Genomic DNA, 21,161 nt, shown 5'->3' on the forward strand with positions numbered 1-21,161 from the left:
CATGCTGGCTGGCCATGGCCTCGACCTGGCCCTGCTGATGCTGCGCGTGGCGGCTGGAGGCTTCCTGCTGCCGCACGCGCTGGGCAAGCTGTTCGGCTGGTTCGGCGGTCCGGGGCTCTCTGGTTTCGCCACCGAGCTGCGCGGCTTCGGGCTGCCAGCGGTGGCACCTTTGCCACTGTTGCTGGCCCTGTTGCAGGTGCTGTCCGGGCTGGCCGTGCTGCTGGGATGGCAGACCCGTATCGCTGCGCTTGCGGCGGCCGCCTTCATCGGTTTCACCGTCCTGTTGGCCCTGCCCAGGGGCTGGTTCTGGATGCGCGGCGGCAGTGAGTACCCGGTGATGTGGACCACGGTACTGCTGGCCATCGCGCTGGCCGGGCCGGGCACCTGGGCACTGGACGTCCATCGCCTTCCGGGAGACCTCGCATGAGTCACGATCCCCTCGATCACGGCCGCCGCAACGTGGTGTTGGCCAGCGGCGCTGCTGTAGCGCTCGGCCTGGCCGGCCGCGCCGCTGCCGCACTCGATTCCACTTCCAAGGAGCGTCGCATGAGCACGCTGGTCATCCGCAATGCCCGCATCACCACCCTCGACCCGCAGCAGCCGCATGCGCAGGCGCTGGCTGTGCAGCAAGGACGCATCGTCGCCGTCGGCAGCGATGAGGAGATCATGCGCGGCTGGGGCAATGAAGCGACCCTGATCGACGCACAGGGCCGGCGCCTGCTGCCCGGCCTCAACGACAGCCACACCCACCTGATCCGCGGTGGCCTGAACTACAACCTGGAACTGCGCTGGGACGGCCTGCGCTCGCTGGGCGACGCCCTGGACATGCTGAAGGCCCAGGTCGACCGCACGCCCGCACCGCAGTGGGTACGCGTGGTCGGTGGCTTCACTGCCGCGCAGTTCAACGAGAAGCGCCTGCCGACGCTGCAGGAGATCAATGACATCGCGCCGGATACGCCGGTGTTCCTGCTGCACCTGTACGACCGCGCGTTGCTCAACCGTGCCGCGCTGCGCGCGTGCGGCTACAGCAAGGACACGCCGGATCCGCCGGGCGGGCAGATCGTACGTGATTCGCTGGGCAACCCGACCGGGCTGCTGCTGGCCAAACCCAATGCGTTGATCCTGTACGCCACGCTGGCCAAGGGCCCGCGCCTGCCGATCGAATACCAGGCGAACTCGACGCGCCACTTCATGCGCGAACTGAACCGGCTCGGCATCACCTCGGTGATCGACGCCGGCGGCGGCTTCCAGAACTATCCCGAGGACTACCAGGTCATCGAGCAGCTGCACCGCGATGACCAGCTGACAGTGCGCATCGCCTACAACCTGTTCACCCAGAACAAGGGCAGGGAAGTGGATGACTTCCGTGGCTGGAGCGAGATCCTGCAGCCGCGCCAGGGCGATGACCTGCTGCGCCACAACGGTGCCGGCGAGATGCTGGTGTTCTCCGCGGCCGACTTCGAGCTGTTCAACGAACCGCGACCGGAGCTGCCAGCAGAACTGGAGCCGGAACTGCACGACGTGGTGAAGCTGCTGGTCGAGAAGCGTTGGCCGTTCCGCATCCACGCCACCTACGACGAGAGCATCAGCCGCATTCTCGATGTCTACGAACAGGTCAACCGTGAGGTGCCGTTCGATGGCCTGCACTGGTTCATCGACCACGCCGAGACCATCACCCCGCGCAACATCGAACGCATCCGCGCGCTGGGGGGCGGCATCGCCGTGCAGCACCGCATGGCCTACCAGGGCGAAGCCTTCGTCGAGCGCTATGGCGTGCAGGCCGCGCGGCATACGCCGCCGGTCAGGCGCATGCTGGCCGAAGGCGTGCCGGTCGGTGCCGGTACCGACGCCACCCGCGTGGCCAGCTACAACCCATGGGTGGCGCTGTCGTGGCTGGTGACCGGGCGTACCGTCGGTGGCCTGGCCCTGTATGGCGACGAGAATCTGCTGGAGCGCGAACAGGCGCTGCGCCTGTGGACCCAGGGTAGCGCCTGGTTCTCCGGCGACGAGGCCGTGAAGGGCACGCTGAAAGCCGGCCAGCTGGCCGACTTCATCCTGCTCTCGGCCGACTTCTTCCGCGTCGACGATGCGCAGATCGCCGACATCACCAGCGTGCTGACCGTGGTCGGTGGGCGCATCGTGCATGCCGACGGCGACTATGCGGGGCTTGCGCCGCAGCTGCCGCCGGCGATGCCGGACTGGTCGCCGGTCAACCGTTTCGGTGGCTACCATGTCGGGGGCGCCGCCACCGGATTGTCCACTGCCCATCGCCACCATCACGGCGCGGCCTGCAGTACCCACGGCGTGCACGGGCATGCCGCGCAGCATGCGGCGCCCACCGATGACCTGACCGTGTTCTGGGGCGCGATGGGATGTTCGTGCTTCGCGTTCTGAGCCTGGCGCTGCTGGCCGTGCCATCGCTGGCGCTGGCCTGCGAGGGTGGCCATTGCACTGGCGCCGGCGGCGGCCAATTGCGGTGGGACGCCTCGCTGCGCCTGCGTGGCCTGTACTACGACCCGACCCGGTTCGGCATCGGTGGCAGTGAAGATGGCTACGGCCTGCTGCGCGCGCTGGCCTCGGCCACCTATGCGGAGGACAGCTGGCAGGCGAAGCTGCAGCTGGGCGTGCATGCCGAGAATGGCAAGGCAGGCGGCCCTGGCCGCACCGACCGCAGCGCGCTGGACGTGCAGCAGGCGTACTGGCGCTGGCAGCGTGGCAGCTTCCACCTGCAACTGGGCCGGCAGGAAGCCGGCTATGGCAGCTCGCGGCTGCTGTCGGTGCGCGATGGGCCGAATATCCGCCTGGCCTTCGACGGTGCGCGCCTGGGTTGGAAGGGCCGCCTCGGTACGCTTGACCTGATGGCGCTGCGGCCGGTGCAGAACCGGCCGGGAGCCTTCGATGATCATGGCGAACACGGTGCCCACCTGTGGGGTGCCTATGCCACCACGGCACGCGGGCAGGGCGCAGGACAGTGGGATCTGTACCTGCTGGACTACCGCCGGGAAGGAGCACGCTTCTCGGCGGGTTTCGGCATCGAACGGCGGCAGACCGTGGGTGCGCGCTGGTTCGGCCAGTCCGGTTCACTGGACTGGAACAGTGAACTGGTGGCGCAGGGCGGTGAACTGCGCACATCGGCAGCTACGCTCGACATCCGCGCCTGGACGCTGGCCACCGACACCGGCTGGCGCTGGACGGACCTGCCGCTGCAACCGCGGTTGGGACTGAAGGCGGACATCGCCAGTGGCGATGGCAATCTGCATGACGGCCGCCTGGGAACCTTCAATGCACTGTTCCCGAAATCGGCCTACTTCAGCGAGGCCAGCCTTCTGGCCCCGGCCAACCTGATGGACGTCCAGCCGACCCTGACCCTCCGCCTGCACGACGCGGTGACGACGGAGCTGGGCGTACAGATGGCCTGGAAGCATCGTCGTGCCGATGCGGTGTACACCACGCCGGCACCCCTGGTGGCCTTGCCCGGCACGGCCGGAGGTGCACGCCGGATAGGCACCCAATACAAATCCGAAACCCGCTGGCAGGCCAGCGAACACTGGCAATGGCAGCTGCAGCTGGCCTGGATCGATGCGGGTCCTGCGCTGAAGCAGGCCGGTGGCCAGGACACGCTGTTCGCCTCGATCGTTGGAGCATGGCAATGGTGAACGCAACCGCGTCGCAACCCCCCGCACAGGCCGCAGGTGCCTGGTCCCCGCTGAAGATCAGGATGTTCCGCTCGATCTGGCTGGCGATCCTGGCCAGCAACATCGGCACCTGGGTCAACGACGTGGCCGCCGCCTGGGTGATGGCCGAGCGTACCGGCTCGCCGTTGATGGTTGCCCTGGTGCAGTCGGCCACCACCGTGCCGATCGTGCTGCTGGCGCTGGCCGCCGGAACGCTTGCCGACATCGTCGATCGCCGCAGGTACCTGCTGGCGACCCAGGGCTGGATGCTGCTGGTCGCGGCAGCGATGGCGGCGCTGACTGCGATGGACATGCTGACCCCGCAGCTGCTGGTGCTGCTGACCTTCTGCATGGGGTGCGGTGCAGCGATGGCGATGCCGGCGCAGGCCGCGATCGTGTCCGAACTGGTGCCGCAGCCGATGTTGGCTTCGGCAGTGGCGCTGAACTCGATCGGCATCAACATCGCCCGCTCGATCGGCCCGGCTATCGGCGGTGTGATCGTGGCGCAGCTGGGTGCGGTCTGGGCGTTCGGCTTCAACGCCATCACCTTCGCCGCGATGCTGTTCGTGGTGTGGGGCTGGAAACGCGACCCGAAACAGTCGAGCCTTCCGCCGGAAGGTTTTGGTGCAGGACTGAAGGCGGGCCTGCGTTATGCCAGCCGTGCCGGACGCCTGCAGGCCGTGCTGATCAAGTCGGTCGGCTTCTTTTTCTTTGCCGCGGCGATGAACGCGTTGCTGCCGGTGGTGGTGCGTGGGCAGATGCACGGTGGGGCCGGGCAGTACGGCATGCTGCTGGGCTGCATCGGTATCGGTGCAGTGGGCGGTGCCTTGCTGCTGCCGAAGCTGCGCGCGCAGATGGATCGCGACCTGCTGGTGCTGCTGGCCACGCTCTCACTTGCGCTGAGCCTGGTCGGGCTGGCGCTGACCCGCAGCTGGTACGTGCTGCCATTGGTGATGCTGATCAACGGTTTTGCCTGGATCACCGTGCTGTCGTCACTGCAGATTGCCGCCCAGACCGCGGTACCAGCGTGGGTACGCGCGCGTGCACTGGCGCTGTACATCATGGTGTTCTCCGCCGGCATGGCGGCCGGTGGCCTGAGCTGGGGTGCGCTGGCTCAGCGTACCTCGCCGGAGCTGGCGTTGCTGGTGGCTGCCGCAGGTGCGGTGATCGGCGGATTGCTGGTGTGGCGTGTGCGCATCGCCGGTACCGAAGACCTGAACCTGCGTCCGGCCGGGCACTGGCCGGCACCAGAGCTGTCGGTGCCGGTGTCGAACGATCGCGGCCCGGTGCTGGTCACCATCGAGTACCGTATCGACGATGCTGATCGTGCCGCGTTCCAGGCGCAGATGCGCGCGCTGGGCACGATCCGCCGCCGCGATGGGGCCGTGGTCTGGGGCGTGGTCGAGGATGTGGCCAGCCCGGGCATCCACCTGGAGTATTTCGTGACCCCGTCGTGGCTGGAGCACCTGCGCCAGCACGAGCGCATCACCGCCGACGACAAGGCGATCCAGGAAGTGCTGCGGGAACTGCATCGCGGTGAGCGCGCACCGGTGGTACGCCACTTCGTGGGTGGGCATGACCCGCTGCCTGCCGCCGTGCCGCATCACCACACCGACATCTGACCCGCAGGTGGTAGAGCCGGCCGCTGGCCGGCTGCGCGTGATCACGATGGATGATCGGGTTGCCGGCCAGCGGCCGGCACTACCGAAGGAGCGGCGGCGCCCTGGGGCGCCACCGCGGGACATCATTTGCGTGCGAACGTCAGCAGGTCGGCGTTGAACTGGTCGGCGTGGGTAACGGTCAGGCCGTGCGGTGCACCGGGGTACACCTTCAACTCGGCGTCCTTGATGATCTGCGAGGACAGCTTGGCCGAGGCATCGAACGGCACGATCTGGTCGTCATCACCGTGCACGACCAGCGCCGGCACATCGATCTTTTTCAGGTCCTCGGTGTAGTCCACTTCCGAGAACTCGTGCACGCAGTCGTACTGACCCTTGACGCCACCGAGCATGCCCTGCAGCCAGAACGCATCACGCATGCCCTGGGTAACGGTGTTGCCGTCGCGGTTGGCGCCGAAGAACGGCGTGGTCAGGTCCTTGAAGAACTGCGAGCGGTCACCGCCGGTGCCTTTGCGGATGCCGTCGAAGACGTCCAACGGGGTGCCGGCCGGGTTGGCTTCGGTCTTCAGCATCAGCGGCGGCACCGCGCCGACCAGCACCACCTTGGCCACGCGCTTGCTGCCGTGGCGGCCGATGTAGTGGGCCACTTCGCCGCCACCGGTGGAATGGCCGACCAGGATCGCATCCTTCAGGTCCAGTGCTTCGATCACTGCGGCCAGGTCATCGGCGTAGGTGTCCATGTCGTTGCCGTCCCAGGTCTGGCTGGAGCGGCCGTGGCTGCGACGGTCGTGAGCGATCACGCGGAAGCCGTTCTGGCCCATGAACAGCATCTGCGGGTCCCAGGCATCGGACGACAGCGGCCAGCCGTGGGCGAACACGATCGGCTGGCCGGTACCCCAATCCTTGTAGAAGATGCGGGCGCCGTCGGCGACGGTGACGAAGTTGCTCATTGCGGTTTCCTTGGCGGAAGGGAGGGAAGGCACTGGCAGTTGTGCCGGTGCCTCCGGCAGTACAGCGCAGCGCCAGGCCGGCGACTTGCACGGCTGTGCTGGATTACACCGGATGTGACGCATATCGCTCTGGCACGAAGCCGTTCCGGCATTGAGGATGGCGGTAGCCCTGCTGAGGAGCCTGCGATGTTGAATGCGTGTTGGAGTCCGCTGTTGTGCCTGCTGCTGGCCGCGGGCGCGCACGCTCAGACCAACGTCTACAAATGCGTGGACGGGCCGCATCCGGTCTACCAGCAGACGCCGTGCCAGGGGCATGCGGAATGGCGCTGGGAGGTGCCGGCGGAGCCGGCCTCAACGGGTGCAACCATGGCCAAGGCGGCGAGCCCAGCCTCAAGCCGTCCGCGTGTGGTACGGCAGGCGCGTGCGCGGGCTGCACTGATATCGATCAGCGCGGATCCTGCCGCCTGTGAGCGCGCGCGGCAGCAACGCGCAAAGGTGCTGGCCAATGGCAAGCGCATGGACTTCGTGCAGCGCCGGCAACTGGACGATGCCGTGCATGAGGCGTGCCGCTGAAACGAAATGGTGCCGGAAACGACAACGGCGCCCGCAGGCGCCGTTGGACAGGATGCGAGGTGCTGGACCTCAGCGACCGTCGCTGGCAGCCGCCGGTGCCGGCGAGGGCACGCTGTCCGGCTTGGGCAGGCTCAGCTCCGGGTTGCCCTGTTCGGCCTGCAGGATCTGGATGCGGCGCTGCAGGGAATCCAACTGGCTGTTGGTGCTCTGCACGTCGCTGCTCAGGCTGACCGCCTGCTGCTGGGCCTGCTGAAGGGCGGCGCTGACCTGGGCCGACTGTGCCTGCTGCTGTTCCATTTCCTGCTGCAGGGTGCGCAGGCGTTCCTCGTTGTAGGCCACCAGGCGCTCGGTATAGCGCTTGCCGGCCTCCAGGCGGGTGGTGTCGATGTAGACCTGGGCCAGCTGCTCGGACTGCTGCGCGAAGGTGCGGTAGACACGCTCGGCGTTGTCGACGGCATCGGTCTTGATCACCCGCCAGAAATTCTTCTCCTGGAACAGGGCGACGTAGTAGGTCAGGGTGTTGGCATTGAACAGCAGGCTGGCGCCGTAATTGCCGTTGTAGGTGGTGCGCAGCTCGGTCAGCTGGCGGGCATCCATCAGCTGCTTGAGCTCGTCAACGGTATTGCGCACCACCGGTGCGGTACGTGCGGCCGGCTCTGCGGCTGCTTCGCGGTCGCTACGGGCAGCCATCGCCGCCGGTGCCACCAGCATCATGGCCACGGCCAGCAGTGCCGCGCCGCGCGCGTGCCGGGCGAAGACCGCGCCCCCTGAAGTTTCTCGCATGTCTAGACCATCCACGGATGAGTGTGGGTTGAGATGAAGGTGGTTCCCCGCCGGGAGTCTAGCATGTGCGCGGGCGCCGCCAAGGGCGCCCGTCACGGGTCAGTAGACCAGTTGTGCGGGCGTGCACTGGATGGACTGGACATGCACATCCGTACGGCCCAGTTCCAGGCCCAGTACCTGGGCCAGCAGCGAGCGCAGCAGCGAGCCGACACTGTTGAGCAGCGGCTTCAGGACGTCCAGGGCGGGCTTCAGCAGGAAGCACAGCAGGCCCGAACAACTGACCGGGCCATTGCCGGGGGCGGTGACGCCGTCGCCGGCGAACTGGTCCAGGAAGCCGGCATCGGCGGTCTGCAGGTAGGAAGTCAGGTTGTACTTCATGCAATTGTTGTAGGTGGTGTCATCCAGGGCGCCGATCAGGCTGTTGCACTGCTTGACCAGCAGCCCACCCACAAGCGCTCCCAGGACGCCATCGAGGAGCCCCGAGCCAACCCCGGTCACTGCGTTGCGGAATCCTTGCCAGACCTTGCCGTCGACCATGCAGGTCACCAGCACACAGCTGGTCGGTACCCCCTTGGTGATGTCCCAGTTTCCCAGTGGTTTCAATCCCTGCGTACTGTCTCCGAATTCCAGCAGCTTGATGGTTGCGTCGACATCGTATCGCTTGCGACCAACGTTGGCTGCTTTCAGGTAGCGATCGGCCAACTGCGCTGCGGTCGAGCCCTGGCTCATGCCATCGTCGCGCGGATCGAGCACCCCGGACAGTACGCGCAGCAGTTCGCTGACCAGCTCGGACACGGCGGTGCCCACCTCCAGGGAGTTGACCTGGGTTGAACCGGTCGCGCCGGCGGGGAGGGTGAGGCTTTGCGTGTCGGTCAGCGTATTGACCTTGATGCTGTCATTTATCAACGGGGCGCCGAGCAGTGTCAGCATCTGTTCCTTCTGCAGGGTGTCGCCACAGACATTCTGCTTGGAAAACCGCTCGCTGTCGGCCACCTTGCCGACGCAGGCGCGCAGCACGGAGGACTCGACCTTGATCGTCGCCGTGGGAGGCGTGCTGCCACATTGCAGGCTGGTCAGGGTCGCCATTGCATTGGTCACGTCTGCATGGACCGGCAGCTTCAGGCGGATGCCCAGCAGTGAAAGTACGCCGCCTGCAACGGGGATGTTGTTGGTGTCGATGTCGAGGAAGACGCGGATCTGCGCGTTGTAGGCGCGCGAGCCAATGCCTCCGATGGCGATCGACGGCGGCTCCACCACGGCGGCTTTCGCATTGACCAGGCCCAACAGGTTGAGGTCATTGACCGAGACCGCGCGGCCGCCATTGGCTATGCTGATGCTGGTCCCTATGAGGTCCAGCACATTGACATCGGCCTGCAGCGCGCTGGAAATCGTTCCATCCGGCGCGACCACGCGTGCGAACAAGCCGCCGCCGCTGTCATCGGAGCCGAGTTTCACCTCCAGCTGCTTGAGGTCGATGCCCTGCACGACCAGGGCATTCTCCAGCGCACTCAGGTCCACGTGGGCAACGCCCTGCTGGGTGAGCAGGTCAACGGTCGCCTGAAGGATCTTGCCCAGCTTGACCTTGCGGCCCGCCAGCAGATTGTTGAACTCGGCCACGCCCATGTTGACGTCGATCGGAATGCCCAGTGCCCGCAGCAGTCCGTTCGGGGTGATATGCGCCTGTGCAAGGCCGTCGTAGCCGAGCAGGGTGGTCTTGTCGAGGTCGGCACCCACCAGTTTCAGGACATTTCCCAGTGGTGTGTTGCCGTTGATGCGGAGCAGTTGCGAGCCGACACTGAAAACCGCCGTGGGCTCTGCACGGCGCGCCACGGCCTGGGCGGTCACGGTCGGCAGGCTGCTGTTCTGCCCGAAGAAGGGAAGCACCGCGCGGCGGGTGATGACACGAACGGCGTTGCGTTGATTCGCAGCATCGACGGCCGGGCTGAAGTGCCCCTCGGTGGCCCGGGTCACGTTCCAGTTTCCGCAACGGATTTCCAGGCTCCCAGCGAACCTGTTCTGGGTGAGTGCGCTCTGCCGCGCAGCACTGTTGTCGCTGTTGTCCGAGGTGCACAGCTCCAGCCGTTGCGCTCCAGCCAGTGCGGCCAGATCAGCGACTTTCTGCGCATCGCGCTTGGCCCAGAACAGGTAACCGATCTCGATCAGGCCCAGCATCGCCAGCAACGCCAGCATGACCAGCATCATGGTGATCGACATGCCGCCCCGTGGGCGGCTGAAACTGAACTGGCGTGGGCGTTTCATGGCCTACCTCAGCGTCCGGATGAGGATGATCCCTTGGACTTGGCGACATCGGTTTCAAAGAAGTCCGGGATCTCGTGTTCGAAGCTCTTCATGTAGCGGGCGTAGCTCAGCGTCGCCTGGTCGCCGAGGATCGGCAGGTGCTGCCCGGCCTGTTGCCCCGATGCCTGCAGGCGGAACAGGTTGCGCGTGGTATCGCCGATCTGGCTGCGGCCGGGTCGCGCGGCTGCAGCATTGCCATCGGTGATGGCCACTGCTGCGGGCGCCGCCTGCGGCACCGGTGCTGGCGGGGCCATCAGGTCCACGGTGGCCAGTGACTCGGACTGCAGCGGCTGCGACGTCGGCACAGCCGGCATGCTGCCGCCAAGCATCTGACCGGTCAGCGGCTGTTGCTGCGCCTGCACGGCAGTGGCCGGTAACAGGCAGATCAGAACGGGCAGCAGGCGTCGGGTCAGGGGCGTCGCGGTCATGGTGTGTTCCCGTTCGGGTGGTCGGAGGTGCTGAAGCGTTCCAGCATCGAGGGCGGCAGGCGCTGCGGATCGCGTTCGTCGCGGCTGTCGCGGCGTGGTTCCGCCGCCAGTCGCGTGGCGGCGGGCGGGTTGCCGACGGCATCTCTGGCGAGAGCACGCGCAGTGGCCGGCACGGCTGCGGCAGCGGCCGATGCGGCCTGGCGTTGCTGCAGGCGGGCACGGATCTGCGCCGCCTGCTGCTGGATGCTGAGCCGGGTCTCGTCGTTGAGGTTGGCCTGCTGGGCGAGGCGTTCGGCGGTGGTGGTATCGCCACGCAGCACCGCCCACAGCGCGAGGTTGGCAGTGGCCTTGGCATTGCCCGGCGACAGCTCCAGCGCCTTGGCCAGGGGTTCGCGCGCGCGCTCGAACTGCCCGGCGCGCAGCCGCGCATAGCCGAGGTCGCCGAGATAGCTTGTATTCAATGGCTGCAGTTCGGTCGCCCGCGCCAGTGCCTGCTCACTGCCGGCGTCGTCGTCGCGGCGCGCGGCAATCAGGCCCAGGCCATGTGCGGCCGCGGCGGCCTGGGGACCACTGGAAAGATCGCGGTACAGGGCGATCGCAGCATCGGCCTGGCCGGTCTCGCGCAGCGCGTCGGCCTGCAGCAGACGCAATGCCGGCGGATCGCCGTAGCGCTGACGGAAGGCGTCGACGTGGGCGAGCGAGGCATACCATGCGCCTTGCTGCTGCATGCGTTCGATCAGCTCCAGGTAGGCATTGCGGCTGTCCTGCGGCGCCGGTTCGGGCGCGGCCAGGCTGGGCGCGCGCAGGTACTTCGGTGTGGTCGATGCACAGCCGCTGGCGCCGGCAACGGCGGCCAGGGCAACAATCAGGCAGGAAGTGCGCAGGGCAGGCATCAGGGAGACCCCATCTTGGACATGGTAGTGGCCAGCGCGACCAGCGCCGGGCCGGCAAGGACCAGCATCAGCGCTGGCAGCAGGGTCAGCATCATCACCACGGTCATCTTCACCGAGAGCTTGCCGACCTTTTCCTTCAGCGTGTTGCGACGCTGTTCGCGCAGGCGGATGCTGAACTGCCGCAGTGGCTCCTGCACCGCGCCGCCATGGGCGTGCACCTGCAGGATCAGCTGCATCAGGCTGGTCAGGTCATCGTCTGCATAGACCTCGCTCAGCCGGCGCAGCGACTGTGCGCGCGTGCGGCCATGGGTATAGGCGACGTTGGCCTCCTGCAGCTCGCCGCCGAGGACCGGCAATGCATCGCGCAGCTTGTCGCCGAGCGTCTGCAGGCTCTGGTCCATGCTGAAGCCCACGCCCTGCAGCAGGCGTAGCAGGTCGATCAGCAGCGGCAGCTCGTTGTCGACCGCGCGCCGGCGCCGCTTCACCCAGGAGGAGAGAATGAACTTGGGCAGCAGCAGGCCAGCGGCCAATGCGCCGATGATCACCATGATCCTGGCCAGCCCGGTGACGCTGCTGAATGTCAGCACCAGTACCAGCACCAGCACGGCCAGCAGCAGGCGCAGGCCGAGGTAGATGGCCGTACCGCGGCGGGTGTTCCACCCGGCCAGATCCAACAGCAGCCGGTCTTCATTGGCCAGCAATGCCGCTTCCAGGCGGCCGCCGCTGAGGGCACGGCCGAAGCGTTCGAGCCAGCCCAGCGAATCGTGCCGTGCAGGTTCGGGGTCACGGGACGCCTCGCGCGGCTGCAGGGCGGTCTTCAACGTGGCCGTTGTACGCTGCTCACGATGGCTGCGTACCCAGCCGCCGATACCCAGCAGGGCGATACCTGCAGCCAGTACGAGCAGGGAGAGGGCGAACCAGGCGCTGGCGCTCATCGGTCGTCTCCGGCGGGGCGGGGGTGGTTCATAGCGATTTGGCCAGGCGATACAGCAGGAAGCCACCGACAAGCTCCATGCCCAGTGCAAGCAGCAGGATCTTGTGGCCAAGCGGATCGTGCAGCACCGGCTGGAAGAAGTCCGGGCTGGCGATCGCCATCAGCACCGCGCAGGCCGGTGGCAGCAGGCCCAGCACCCAGGCTGACATGCGCGTCTCCGAGGTCGTTGCCGCAAGCTCCTGCTGGGCCTGTTCCAGATCGCGCATGAAATCGCCCATGCGCTGCAGGATCTGGTCGGAGCGCCCGCCGATGCGCACGCTGACACCGATCACCACCGACAACACCTTCAACACATCCATGCGATAGGGATGCGAGGCCTGTGCGAGTGCACGGTCCAGCTCCATGCCACTGCGCGCAAAGCGCACCGTAGTGTCCAGCAGCCCGCGCAACGGCGCGCTGGTCTGCATCGAAGCAACCTGGAACGCGGCCTGCAGGCTGTTGCCCAGTGCCGTCAGCCGCACCAGGTTGTCGAGGAAGTCCGGCAGCTGATGCAGCAGTTGCGCACGCAGCTTCGTGGTCCGCCGCATCACCCACAGCCAGCAGCCAAGCAGGTACAGCAGCAGGGTCAGCGGAAACATCCATGCGGTGCCCAGCCGCAGCATCGCCACCACCGACAGTACCAGCCCCGGTACCAGCAGCATGATGGGAATTTTCCAGCCGGTCTGCAGCCCTGCGCGCTGCAGCAGGCCATCCAGCGGCAGCACGCGGCGCCCGGTACTGGCGGGCCGCGCCGGATCGTTGGCAGCGGTGACGGACGGCCCGGCGGGTGCTCCGCCCGTGGCGCTTCCGCGCGAAAGCTGCTGCTCGGCGTGCCGCATTGAAACCTGGCGTTGTTCACGGCTGCTGGCCGTGCCCCACAGCCAGGCTGCCAGCGCCAGCAGCACCGCGATGATGCTCAACATGCCCAGCAGCGCGCCGGTTCCCATGCTCAGAAGTCTCCGTAGAGCGATTCACGCAGTTGTTGGCGGAACGGCTCCAGCTTGTGTGAGTGCGGATGGAAGCCCAGCCCGACCCAGCGATCGATCTCTTTGCCGTTGCCGTCGATCTGCAGCTCGTGGCGGAACATTTCCTGGGTGGTGATCAGGTTGTCGCTGACACCGGTGATCTCGGTGATCGATACCAGCACGCGGCGCCCGCTGCCCAGGCGCGAGATCTGCACGATGAAGTCGATGGCACTGGCGATCTGCCGGCGCAGGCTGTCCTCGCTGCCCTGGAAGCCGGCAAAGCCGGCCAGCATCTCGATCCGGTACAGGCAGTCGCGCGGTGAGTTGGCGTGGATGGTGGCCATCGAGCCGTCGTGGCCCGTGTTCATTGCCTGCAGCATTTCCAGGACCTCGGCGCCGCGCACCTCGCCCACCACGATGCGATCGGGGCGCATGCGCAGGCTGTTGCGGACCAGATCGCGGATGCTGACCGCACCGTGGCCTTCGGCGCCACCGATACGGCTTTCCAGGCGGACCACATGCGGGTGGTTGAGCGAGAGCTCGGCGGTGTCCTCGACGGTGATCACTCGCTCGTTCGCGGGGACGTAGCTGGCCAGGGCGTTCAGCAGCGAGGTCTTGCCGGAGCTGGTGCCGCCGGATACCAGGATGTTGCAGCGGCCCAGCACCATCGCCTTCAGCAAGGCCTGCATCGGCGCATCGAAGGTGCCCTTGGCCAGCAGTTCATCGGGGGTGAACGGGTCCTTGCGGAACTTGCGGATGGACACCATCGGTCCATCCACCGCCAGTGGCGAGATGATCGCGTTGAGACGGCCGCCGTTGGGCAGGCGCGCATCGACCATCGGATTGGAGTCATCCAGCCGGCGCCCAAGCGGGGCGAGGATGCGGCGCAGGATGCGCAGCAGATGCGTATCGTCGGTGAAGCGCTGGGTGGCCCGCTTGAGCTGGCCGCCCTGGGACACGTGCACATCCTTGAAACCGTTGATCAGGATGTCTTCGATGGACGCGTCGTGCAGCAGGTCGTCCAGCGGGCCAAAGCCGGTCAGCTCCTTGACCAGGCCGTTGGCCACCACCTGCATTTCCTCTTCGTTGATCGGGATGCGCCACTCCTGGATGAAGCCCACCGTCTGCACCTGCACCCAACGGGCGATGGTGTCGGGGGCCCAGGAATCGATGTCGATGCGCTCGTCCTCGATGCTGTTGAGCAGGTGCTCATGCGCGGCCGAGAGCACCTTCTGGTACTGCTCGGTCTGCGCGAACGGCTGGTGGCCCGGCGAGCTTTCGGGCAGCACCGGCCGGGCAACGGCATGCGGGAACGGGGTTACCTTGTCTTCCATTGCGATCCACCCAGGGCAAGGGAGAGTCTTTCCCGCAGGCCCTGCGCCTGGACCGGGCAAGCAGCCGGATCCAGGCGCGAAACCAGCGGAGCGAGGGCACGCAGGTAGGGGTCGCGCGGTGCATCCTGCAGCAGCAGGTGGCCCTGGCTGGCAGCCAGGCGCACGCGCGGTCGTTCGGGAAGCGTCGCCAGCAGGGGCACCTCGAAGCGGCGCGCGATCTGCTCCGGGCTCATGCCGCTGCTGTCATCGTGGCGGTTGATCACCAGCTGCAGGCGCTTCTCGCGTTCGCGCTGCCCGGCAAGATGCTTCAGTGCCTGGTCGAGCGACACCAGTGTGGCGATGGAGGCATCGGTGACCAGCCAGATCTCGTCGGCCTGGTCCAGCAGCAGCGGCGGCAGCTGACGCAGCGGGCAGCCACCGGCATCACACAGCACGCTGGCGAACACGGTGCGCAGGCGCTGCAGCAACGCACCCGGATCGGACGGCGGTACCGCATCGCTGCCGCTGGCGCGGTCCAGCAGCACCAGCCCGGAATCGTGACGGGCCATGGCCGTGCGGGCGAGGGTGGCATCGATGCGGCTGGCGTTGCGCAGCGCGTCTTCGTAATGGAAGCGGCTGTCCAGGTTGAGGTACAGCGCGAGGTCACCCGAAGGCTGGGCCAGCTCCATCAGCAGGCCGTCCTGATGCAGTGCCTCGCCCTGTGCCAGCGCACGGGTCTGCTGTGCCAGCACCGAGAGATGTGCGGCCAGCGTACTGGTGCCGACCCCGGCGCGCACGCCCAGCAGCACGATCAGGCGCGCCTTGTGCGCGTGCTGCGCGGCGGCAGCCGGTCGTGGCGACAGGGCGCGGCGCAGCGCGGCCTCGATGCCGACGTTGTCGCTGTCCAGATCCAGCACATCACGCAGGCCCGCCCGCAATGCGATGACGACGCCTTCCACCTGGCCGGCGCTGGTGGCACCGACGGCAACCAATGCCAGATCCGGCTCTGTCTGTTGCAGTTGCTGCGCCAGCACGCTGGAGGCGGCCGCATGTTCGGGGCGGAAATCGAGCAGCACAAGGCTCTGCGGCCCACGTTGCAGATCCTGGGCGGAGGTCGGCGTACTGCTGTCCTGCCAGTGCAGGGTAGTGGTCGGCGGCAGTTTGGCCGCCAGCCGGGGCAGCAGTTCGCGATCCATTCCATACAGGACCAGGTTCATCGGCGGTCCTTGCGGATGCAGCGGCTGGGCAGTGGCATAGGGCATGGGCGTGGTATCGCAGGCATCATGGAATCAGCGTGAGAAGCCGGGCACCGGGTCCTGGCTGATCGGACCCAGCAGCCAGGCGCCCCATTCGGGCATGTGCGGCTTGGCTTCGCGGTCGCCGGGCAGTGGCAGGTCGGTGTTGCGTGCCAGCGGCTTCACCAGGCGTGGCGTGACGATGATCACCAGTTCCTTGTCCTGGCGCTTGTAGTCGAAGTTGCGGAAGAACGAGCCGATGATCGGCAGGTCACCCAGCAGCGGGATCTTGCCGACGCTGGACACCACGTTGGAACTGACCAGGCCACCGATCACGAAGCTCTCGCCATCGCCCAGCTCGACCGTGGTGTCGGCACGGCGGGTGGTGATCGAGGGAATCTGCACGCCGTTGAGCGCGATGGCGTTGCTGTAGTCCAGGTCGCTGGCTTCCGGTGCGACTTTCAGGGCGATGCGGTTCGGCGCCAGTACCGTCGGTGTCACGGTCAGGCCGATGCCGAAGGGCTTGTAGGTGATCGTCGTGGTGCCCAGCCCCTGCGGTTCCAGGATCGGCAGCTCGCCGCCGGCCAGGAAACTGGCGCTCTGCCCGGACAGCGCGACCAGTGTCGGCTCGGCCAGCACGCGCGCCATGCCATTGCTCTGCAGCAGGTCGACGTCGGCATTCCACAGGCCCTTGGTCGAGCCGAACACCAGGCGGAAGGCCGAAGAAATGGGCGATTCGGCTTCGTTGCCGGAGTTGCCTTCCTTCATGCCGGGCAGGATGCCGGTGTTGCCCGGCAACTGGCCGCCCGGGCGGGCGAAGCCGTAGGCGAAGTTGCCATTGCGGTTCTGGAAGCTGATGCCGATCTGCTTCAGTGCGGTCTTGTTGAACTCGACCACCTTGACCTCGACCTGGACCACGCCGCCGCTGCTGACCGTCGACGCATCGGCAAGCAGCCCCTCCTTGCCCAGCGCCATGGCGGCGGTCTTCTGTTCCTGCATGTGCGAGAGCACGCTGTCGGTGCTTCCCTGCAGCAGGCCCTGATTGTCCTGCTGGGTGAATACCAGCCCGTTCGCGCCGGTGTCGGCCGCACCCTGCACCGCGCTTTGTACCCGCACCTGCAGGCGCTGTGGTTCGGCCTGCTTTCGGTGCCAGAGCAGGAGCGTGGTAGTGCCAGGCGCCTTGCCGACCAGCAATGCCTGGCGCTGGCCGCGCAGCATCACGATATCGGCCACGCCCGGATCGGCAATGGCGACCCGCTCCAGATCGCCCGGCAGGGTCCAGGGACGCTGCTCACGCGCCTGCAGCACCAGGTCGTCGGCGGCCACGCTCGTCGCCGGTGCCAGCAGCACCAGCAGCAGGGCCAGCCAGCGCTGGCGGGGGGAAGGGCGTGGACTGCGGCGACGTTCGGTCATGGATGCGCTCGATGCAGGTCAAAGGGAACCACGGGGGGCGGAGCTGTCGCCTCGGATGATTTCGATACCCGATGCGCGCGGGGCACTGCGCCGCGGTGCGGGTGCGCGTGCCGGGGCATCCTGGGCGCTGCGCGCCGGTGTGTTGCTGCGCCCGGCCAACGCATCGCCGTCGATGCCGGCGAAGGCGTGATTCTCTGGCCGTTGCAGCGCAAGCTGCTGCTCCGCATCAAGCCCCCGCAGCGGATCGATCACCCCGCGTGCCTGCGGGAACAGCGCCAGATCGGGCTGGCCGGAATCGGCAGGGTTGCGCAGGGCCAGGAACAGCTTGCCCTGCTGTGCACCCAGCAGCAGCCGGTTGGCGTCGGCCACCGGTACCGCCAGTACCGCGCTGCGTGCGGGCTGGGCAGTCTCGCTGCCCGTGCTCTGGGTGCTGCTGCTTCCGGTGATGTCAGCGGCGCGCGGATCGTTGCGGGCATCGGCTTCAGTGCTGGCAACAGCGTCATGGTTGGCCGGGGCGATGTCCTGCTGGCCATAGCTGAGCACGCGCAGGCGTGACAACAGCAGGCGCGTCTGTGCTGCATCGGCCGGGCCGCTGGCGCTGGATTGGGCAGTGCGCAGGTTGAGGAACACGTCGACGAAATCACCCGGAAGGATGCGGTTGCCGGCACCCACCAGCTCGTCCACCGGGACCGCGAGTGCGCGTTCCCCGGGGCGCAGCTGCAGCGAGAATCCCTGCGCGAGTGCATTGCTGCTGATCGCCGTGCCTTCGGCGATGTCCTGCACCGGTACCTTTCCCACCACGGCGGAAATGCTGGTGGCGGCACCGGCAACCGGGGCGCTGCGCTGTGCCAGACGCAATCCGTTGGCAGAGATCGGTTCGCCGGCCGGCAGGCGTGCCACCGCCTCCACCACGGTGATCGCCTGGGCATCGCTCCGCGCGACCGGGGCAACCGTGGCCGGCGCGGCCTGCTTGCGCCCGATCATCAAGGCGATCACCGCCAGCAGCACGGCCAGCCCGATCAGGGCGACGGCAGCAATGCGGGTCAACTTGAGCATGGAACCGTCTCCTGTACCGAACGTCAGTTGCCGCTGCCGAGGTCGAGCTGAGCGACCGCGACGCTGCGGATGGGAGCCCGCATCACCCACTTGTAGAGCGTGGCGGTGCCGGGCAGGAAGGGGTGGCTTGCGTAGTCGTAGCTGACTGTCACGGTCATGCACTGGGCGCTGGCCAGTCCGGCGCAGGGGGCCTGCGCCGAAACCAGAATGGCGTTGCTTCCGCCATTGCTGCAGTCGACCGGCTGACCCGAGAAGTTCAGCAGCCACTGCATCGAACTGCGCGCCGCAACACAGGCTGCAGTACGGCGTTCGTTGGCGCTGCCATAGCGCAGTGATGCGCGCGCACCCTCGGCCGAGGCGGTTGCCAGGGTCTGCTGGGCCGCCATGATCATCACGCCGGAGAACGTGAACAACAGCAGTGGCAGCAGGCCCAGCATCAGCATCAGTGCGAACTCGATGCTGGCCACGCCGCGTTGCCGGCGTGGGTTCTGGATGTTCATGCCACACCTCCGTACGTGCTGATGAGGATCCAGGCGATGGCGGATACCGCCAGGTAGGCGGCATAGGGAATGCCTTGGCGTCCCTGGCGGGCGCTCTGCATTCCGCGTAGCGCCGGGTGCGAATGCCATTGCGAACTTGCCCGATGCATATGGGCTTGAAGGCCGATGGGCAGTACTGGACCCAACCGGCGTGATACCAGCACCAGTGCGGCATGTGCGCCCGCCGCCAGGCTGGCCGCGATCCAGATCGGCAGCAGTGCCTGCCAGCCCAGCATCAATCCCAGTACCGAAAAGAATTTGACATCGCCGGCGCCCATCCAGCGCACTGCATGGAAAGGCAGCAATGCGACCAGGCCGAGCGCCGCGCCGGCAATGTGGGAAGCCCACGGCAGGCGCGGCGCGTTGAACTGTCCGGCGATGAGCACGACAACGGTGATCGCGCATGCGGACAGCAGCCAGGCGTTGGGCACCCGACGGGCGTACAGATCGCTGATCGCGATCCGCAGGCACACACCGATGGCCAGCAATCCCAGCAGTGTCATCGCACCCTCCTTTGTCCGTCAGTGGACGGTCAGCAGCTGCTGTCCCTGATCAGCCTGGGAGTGGCTCAGGCCGGTGTGTTGCCTGACGCCTTGTCGGCAAGCTTGGTGAGATTCTCAAAGAGCGTTTCGAAGAAATCCTTGATCTGCGTGCTGCCCAGTGCGATCAGGACACCCGCAATCACAGCCGCCAGCAGGCCGTACTCGAGTGCGGTAACGCCATCTTCTTCCTTCAGGAACTTGCGGATCGATGCGTTCATGACGTTTGTCTCCCTCTACCTGTCTGCTACAGGACACCTGTTGGGCGGTGGCCCGGCTCCGCCGGGATCGTCCGTGGACCTCCGCACGTCCTGGCGGAGGAGGCACGGCGGGATGGACCCGCCATGCTCAAGCAGGGTGATCGATTCCAGGCGGGACGCCGTTCGCGCAACCGCGACCGCACGGCGCGGAGCCGTTGGTCGAAGTGTCGAGCGATACGTGCATGGTCATGCTGTCCCCCTGGGTGCGGTCATTATCAAAGACCGGATCACCGTGTTATCGACTTTGCCTGAATGGCGGCCGGCTGCAACCGGAACCTATATGCAAATTCGGCAGAATCCCTTCGGCCCTTAATTTTTCACGCGGGTTCTGTGACGGAAATCCGTTCGTTCGCAAAACGATTCATCGACGTGCAGATAATGTGAGGCGGGTTTTTCAGTTGCATGCGAAAACTGTGCCAAACACCACGACCTTGTTTTCACGTCTGTATCCATCTTATTCAATGCGGTGCAGATGTTTACCCCGTTGAATTATCGGGCATACTCGTATTCAAGTACTCGCGTTTCTTTTGGGGTGCGCACTTTGCTGGCGCGCATCCCGGTGATGGAAGAGATTCCATGAGAGGTGCGCGCCCTGTCAGGCAGTGGGGGCCGTATCGCACGACGGATAATCGGGGGACGACACTGTCATGGTCGATGGTGGGGTAGGAGACAGCGACGACAGCGGCCTGCGGTCGATCGACCTGGCGACGCTGAGCGGCGTGCTTCGTGTATGTGATGTCGAACTGCTACTGCTCGATGGCAATGGGCCGCGGGCGGCCTTCGCTTCACGCGTGCACGAGGAGGCGTTGTTCTGCAGCATCAGCTGTGGATTCCATTGCCGTGGACGATTCATGCTGCCGCCGGACTGGGCGATGCTGGGGTATCTGCACGCGACCGATGAAACACTGAGCTGGTGCCACGGTGTACCGCTCGTACCTGGAATGGCGTTGACCGTGATGCCGGAGGGTATCAGCGAGTTCACCCTGAGCCCGGGCACGCACATGACCCTGATGCTGGTGCCGGTGGCACGGGTGCAGCGCAAGCTGACCGAACTGAGCCTGCGCAGTACACCGCCGGCCGGACAGGCACTTTCGCTGTTCAATCTCGCCAGCGAGGCCGCCCCGCTGGCACAGCACTACCAGCAGCTGCACCTGCAGCTGGGCCAGGGCACGGGGCTGCAGCCTGAAGAAACCGAGCGGCTGCTGCACGAACACGTGCAGGCACTGCTGGGCGCGGGTTCCGCCGATCGCCCGGGTTGCAGCCGTGCGCGGCGCACACATTATCTGATCGCACAGCGGGCGGAAAACTTCATGCGCCTCAACCTGCGCCGCAATATCTACATGAACGAGATCTGCGATGCTGCCGGTGTCAGCGAGCGTGGGCTGCGCTACGCGTTCGAGGACCTGTTCGGCACGTCGCCCAATCGTTACCTGTCGATGCTGCGCCTGTGCGCGGCCTGCCGCAGCCTGTCGATGGCTGATTCCAGCCGCCGTTCGGTCAAGGCCATCGCCCTCAGCTGTGGCCTGTGGGACCTGTCGCGCTTCGCCGACAACTACCGCAAGGTCTTCGGTGAACTGCCGCGTGACACGCTGATGCGCGCTCCCGCGCAGATCGGCCAGCCAGCTTGATTCAAGCCCCGTAAGGGTTTCC

20 protein-coding genes are annotated in these 21,161 nt (G+C 66.6%); 6 read left to right on the forward strand and 14 right to left on the reverse strand.

Annotated elements, in window-relative coordinates; translation table 11 throughout:
* Window position 1: 1 nt before the first annotated feature.
* The 4 genes from RI032_RS17560 to RI032_RS17575 all read left to right on the forward strand — a co-directional run bounded on the left by RI032_RS17560 (window position 2) and on the right by RI032_RS17575 (window position 5,296).
* On the forward strand, window positions 2-427 hold the full coding sequence (locus tag RI032_RS17560; RefSeq protein WP_019337879.1) for a DoxX family membrane protein: 426 nt from the start codon (window positions 2-4) through the stop codon (window positions 425-427).
* A gap of 119 nt (window positions 428-546) precedes the next feature.
* Complete coding sequence (locus RI032_RS17565; protein ID WP_322548277.1) at window positions 547-2,394, forward strand: amidohydrolase; 1,848 nt, start codon at window positions 547-549, stop codon at window positions 2,392-2,394.
* The gene (locus tag RI032_RS17570) at window positions 2,373-3,656 is read left to right on the forward strand and encodes an alginate export family protein (protein WP_322547394.1); all 1,284 of its coding nucleotides are present in this window, start codon (window positions 2,373-2,375) and stop codon (window positions 3,654-3,656) included. The genes RI032_RS17565 and RI032_RS17570 overlap by 22 nt, the downstream gene beginning before the upstream one ends.
* Window positions 3,650-5,296, forward strand: coding sequence for an MFS transporter (locus tag RI032_RS17575; RefSeq protein ID WP_134958865.1), 1,647 nt, complete (start codon window positions 3,650-3,652; stop codon window positions 5,294-5,296). The genes RI032_RS17570 and RI032_RS17575 overlap by 7 nt, the downstream gene beginning before the upstream one ends.
* 122 nt (window positions 5,297-5,418) lie before the next feature.
* Here the strand turns inward: RI032_RS17575 and RI032_RS17580 are convergent, their stop codons facing one another.
* The gene (locus tag RI032_RS17580) at window positions 5,419-6,243 is read right to left on the reverse strand and encodes an alpha/beta fold hydrolase (RefSeq protein ID WP_322547395.1); all 825 of its coding nucleotides are present in this window, start codon (window positions 6,241-6,243) and stop codon (window positions 5,419-5,421) included.
* A gap of 186 nt (window positions 6,244-6,429) precedes the next feature.
* Between RI032_RS17580 and RI032_RS17585 the strand changes: the two genes are divergently transcribed.
* Entirely contained in the window at window positions 6,430-6,816 is a 387-nt protein-coding gene (locus RI032_RS17585; RefSeq protein WP_029379992.1) for a hypothetical protein, read from the forward strand.
* Between the two features lie 69 nt (window positions 6,817-6,885).
* On the opposite strand, the gene RI032_RS17590 is transcribed toward RI032_RS17585, so the two are convergent.
* The 13 genes from RI032_RS17590 to RI032_RS17650 all read right to left on the reverse strand — a co-directional run bounded on the left by RI032_RS17590 (window position 6,886) and on the right by RI032_RS17650 (window position 19,472).
* Window positions 6,886-7,599, reverse strand: a complete 714-nt coding sequence (locus RI032_RS17590) for a DUF2968 domain-containing protein (RefSeq protein WP_019337873.1) — start codon at window positions 7,597-7,599, stop codon at window positions 6,886-6,888.
* A 99-nt stretch (window positions 7,600-7,698) separates the two neighbouring features.
* Window positions 7,699-9,858 (reverse strand): TadG family pilus assembly protein, encoded by a 2,160-nt coding sequence (locus RI032_RS17595; RefSeq protein ID WP_322547396.1) that lies wholly within the window; start codon window positions 9,856-9,858, stop codon window positions 7,699-7,701.
* A gap of 8 nt (window positions 9,859-9,866) precedes the next feature.
* Window positions 9,867-10,325, reverse strand: coding sequence for a DUF3613 domain-containing protein (locus RI032_RS17600; protein ID WP_322547397.1), 459 nt, complete (start codon window positions 10,323-10,325; stop codon window positions 9,867-9,869).
* Complete coding sequence (locus RI032_RS17605) at window positions 10,322-11,218, reverse strand: tetratricopeptide repeat protein (protein ID WP_010485125.1); 897 nt, start codon at window positions 11,216-11,218, stop codon at window positions 10,322-10,324. The genes RI032_RS17600 and RI032_RS17605 overlap by 4 nt, the downstream gene beginning before the upstream one ends.
* The gene (locus tag RI032_RS17610; RefSeq protein ID WP_049410333.1) at window positions 11,218-12,153 is read right to left on the reverse strand and encodes a type II secretion system F family protein; all 936 of its coding nucleotides are present in this window, start codon (window positions 12,151-12,153) and stop codon (window positions 11,218-11,220) included. The genes RI032_RS17605 and RI032_RS17610 overlap by 1 nt, the downstream gene beginning before the upstream one ends.
* A gap of 28 nt (window positions 12,154-12,181) precedes the next feature.
* Window positions 12,182-13,138 (reverse strand): type II secretion system F family protein, encoded by a 957-nt coding sequence (locus tag RI032_RS17615; RefSeq protein WP_049410331.1) that lies wholly within the window; start codon window positions 13,136-13,138, stop codon window positions 12,182-12,184.
* Between the two features lie 2 nt (window positions 13,139-13,140).
* On the reverse strand, window positions 13,141-14,490 hold the full coding sequence (locus tag RI032_RS17620; RefSeq protein WP_010485132.1) for a TadA family conjugal transfer-associated ATPase: 1,350 nt from the start codon (window positions 14,488-14,490) through the stop codon (window positions 13,141-13,143).
* The gene (locus tag RI032_RS17625) at window positions 14,475-15,731 is read right to left on the reverse strand and encodes a CpaE/TadZ family protein (RefSeq protein WP_049455076.1); all 1,257 of its coding nucleotides are present in this window, start codon (window positions 15,729-15,731) and stop codon (window positions 14,475-14,477) included. The genes RI032_RS17620 and RI032_RS17625 overlap by 16 nt, the downstream gene beginning before the upstream one ends.
* 27 nt (window positions 15,732-15,758) lie before the next feature.
* Window positions 15,759-17,117: a type II and III secretion system protein family protein gene (locus RI032_RS17630; protein ID WP_010485136.1), complete on the reverse strand. Its 1,359-nt coding sequence runs from the start codon at window positions 17,115-17,117 to the stop codon at window positions 15,759-15,761.
* A gap of 18 nt (window positions 17,118-17,135) precedes the next feature.
* A complete protein-coding gene (gene cpaB, locus RI032_RS17635) occupies window positions 17,136-18,173 on the reverse strand; it encodes a Flp pilus assembly protein CpaB (RefSeq protein WP_043402488.1) in 1,038 nt (345 codons plus the stop codon).
* Window positions 18,174-18,196: 23 nt separating this feature from the next.
* Window positions 18,197-18,673 (reverse strand): TadE/TadG family type IV pilus assembly protein, encoded by a 477-nt coding sequence (locus tag RI032_RS17640; RefSeq protein WP_010485140.1) that lies wholly within the window; start codon window positions 18,671-18,673, stop codon window positions 18,197-18,199.
* Window positions 18,670-19,215 (reverse strand): A24 family peptidase, encoded by a 546-nt coding sequence (locus tag RI032_RS17645; protein WP_010485142.1) that lies wholly within the window; start codon window positions 19,213-19,215, stop codon window positions 18,670-18,672. The genes RI032_RS17640 and RI032_RS17645 overlap by 4 nt, the downstream gene beginning before the upstream one ends.
* A gap of 65 nt (window positions 19,216-19,280) precedes the next feature.
* The gene (locus tag RI032_RS17650; RefSeq protein ID WP_019337868.1) at window positions 19,281-19,472 is read right to left on the reverse strand and encodes a Flp family type IVb pilin; all 192 of its coding nucleotides are present in this window, start codon (window positions 19,470-19,472) and stop codon (window positions 19,281-19,283) included.
* Between the two features lie 686 nt (window positions 19,473-20,158).
* Between RI032_RS17650 and RI032_RS17655 the strand changes: the two genes are divergently transcribed.
* Window positions 20,159-21,139, forward strand: a complete 981-nt coding sequence (locus tag RI032_RS17655) for an AraC family transcriptional regulator (protein ID WP_010485148.1) — start codon at window positions 20,159-20,161, stop codon at window positions 21,137-21,139.
* Window positions 21,140-21,161: the final 22 nt, after the last annotated feature.

Origin of the sequence: Stenotrophomonas geniculata, assembly GCF_034508895.1 — a bacterium.
GTDB classification, from domain to species: domain Bacteria; phylum Pseudomonadota; class Gammaproteobacteria; order Xanthomonadales; family Xanthomonadaceae; genus Stenotrophomonas; species Stenotrophomonas geniculata.

Excerpts from the sequence above, each read along its gene's own strand:
- RI032_RS17585 (WP_029379992.1), top strand. The coding sequence starts at position 6,430 with ATGTTGAATGCGTGTTGGAGTCCGCTGTTGTGCCTGCTGCTGGCCGCG.
- RI032_RS17570 (WP_322547394.1), top strand. The coding sequence starts at position 2,373 with ATGTTCGTGCTTCGCGTTCTGAGCCTGGCGCTGCTGGCCGTGCCATCG.
- RI032_RS17600 (WP_322547397.1), bottom strand. The coding sequence starts at position 10,325 with ATGACCGCGACGCCCCTGACCCGACGCCTGCTGCCCGTTCTGATCTGC.
- cpaB (WP_043402488.1), bottom strand. The coding sequence starts at position 18,173 with ATGCTCAAGTTGACCCGCATTGCTGCCGTCGCCCTGATCGGGCTGGCC.
- RI032_RS17630 (WP_010485136.1), bottom strand. The coding sequence starts at position 17,117 with ATGACCGAACGTCGCCGCAGTCCACGCCCTTCCCCCCGCCAGCGCTGG.
- RI032_RS17615 (WP_049410331.1), bottom strand. The coding sequence starts at position 13,138 with ATGGGAACCGGCGCGCTGCTGGGCATGTTGAGCATCATCGCGGTGCTG.
- RI032_RS17575 (WP_134958865.1), top strand. The coding sequence starts at position 3,650 with ATGGTGAACGCAACCGCGTCGCAACCCCCCGCACAGGCCGCAGGTGCC.
- RI032_RS17610 (WP_049410333.1), bottom strand. The coding sequence starts at position 12,153 with ATGAGCGCCAGCGCCTGGTTCGCCCTCTCCCTGCTCGTACTGGCTGCA.
- RI032_RS17620 (WP_010485132.1), bottom strand. The coding sequence starts at position 14,490 with ATGGAAGACAAGGTAACCCCGTTCCCGCATGCCGTTGCCCGGCCGGTG.
- RI032_RS17655 (WP_010485148.1), top strand. The coding sequence starts at position 20,159 with ATGGTCGATGGTGGGGTAGGAGACAGCGACGACAGCGGCCTGCGGTCG.
- RI032_RS17580 (WP_322547395.1), bottom strand. The coding sequence starts at position 6,243 with ATGAGCAACTTCGTCACCGTCGCCGACGGCGCCCGCATCTTCTACAAG.
- RI032_RS17560 (WP_019337879.1), top strand. The coding sequence starts at position 2 with ATGCTGGCTGGCCATGGCCTCGACCTGGCCCTGCTGATGCTGCGCGTG.
- RI032_RS17625 (WP_049455076.1), bottom strand. The coding sequence starts at position 15,731 with ATGCCCTATGCCACTGCCCAGCCGCTGCATCCGCAAGGACCGCCGATG.
- RI032_RS17645 (WP_010485142.1), bottom strand. The coding sequence starts at position 19,215 with ATGACACTGCTGGGATTGCTGGCCATCGGTGTGTGCCTGCGGATCGCG.
- RI032_RS17565 (WP_322548277.1), top strand. The coding sequence starts at position 547 with ATGAGCACGCTGGTCATCCGCAATGCCCGCATCACCACCCTCGACCCG.
- RI032_RS17650 (WP_019337868.1), bottom strand. The coding sequence starts at position 19,472 with ATGAACGCATCGATCCGCAAGTTCCTGAAGGAAGAAGATGGCGTTACC.
- RI032_RS17605 (WP_010485125.1), bottom strand. The coding sequence starts at position 11,218 with ATGCCTGCCCTGCGCACTTCCTGCCTGATTGTTGCCCTGGCCGCCGTT.
- RI032_RS17590 (WP_019337873.1), bottom strand. The coding sequence starts at position 7,599 with ATGCGAGAAACTTCAGGGGGCGCGGTCTTCGCCCGGCACGCGCGCGGC.
- RI032_RS17640 (WP_010485140.1), bottom strand. The coding sequence starts at position 18,673 with ATGAACATCCAGAACCCACGCCGGCAACGCGGCGTGGCCAGCATCGAG.
- RI032_RS17595 (WP_322547396.1), bottom strand. The coding sequence starts at position 9,858 with ATGAAACGCCCACGCCAGTTCAGTTTCAGCCGCCCACGGGGCGGCATG.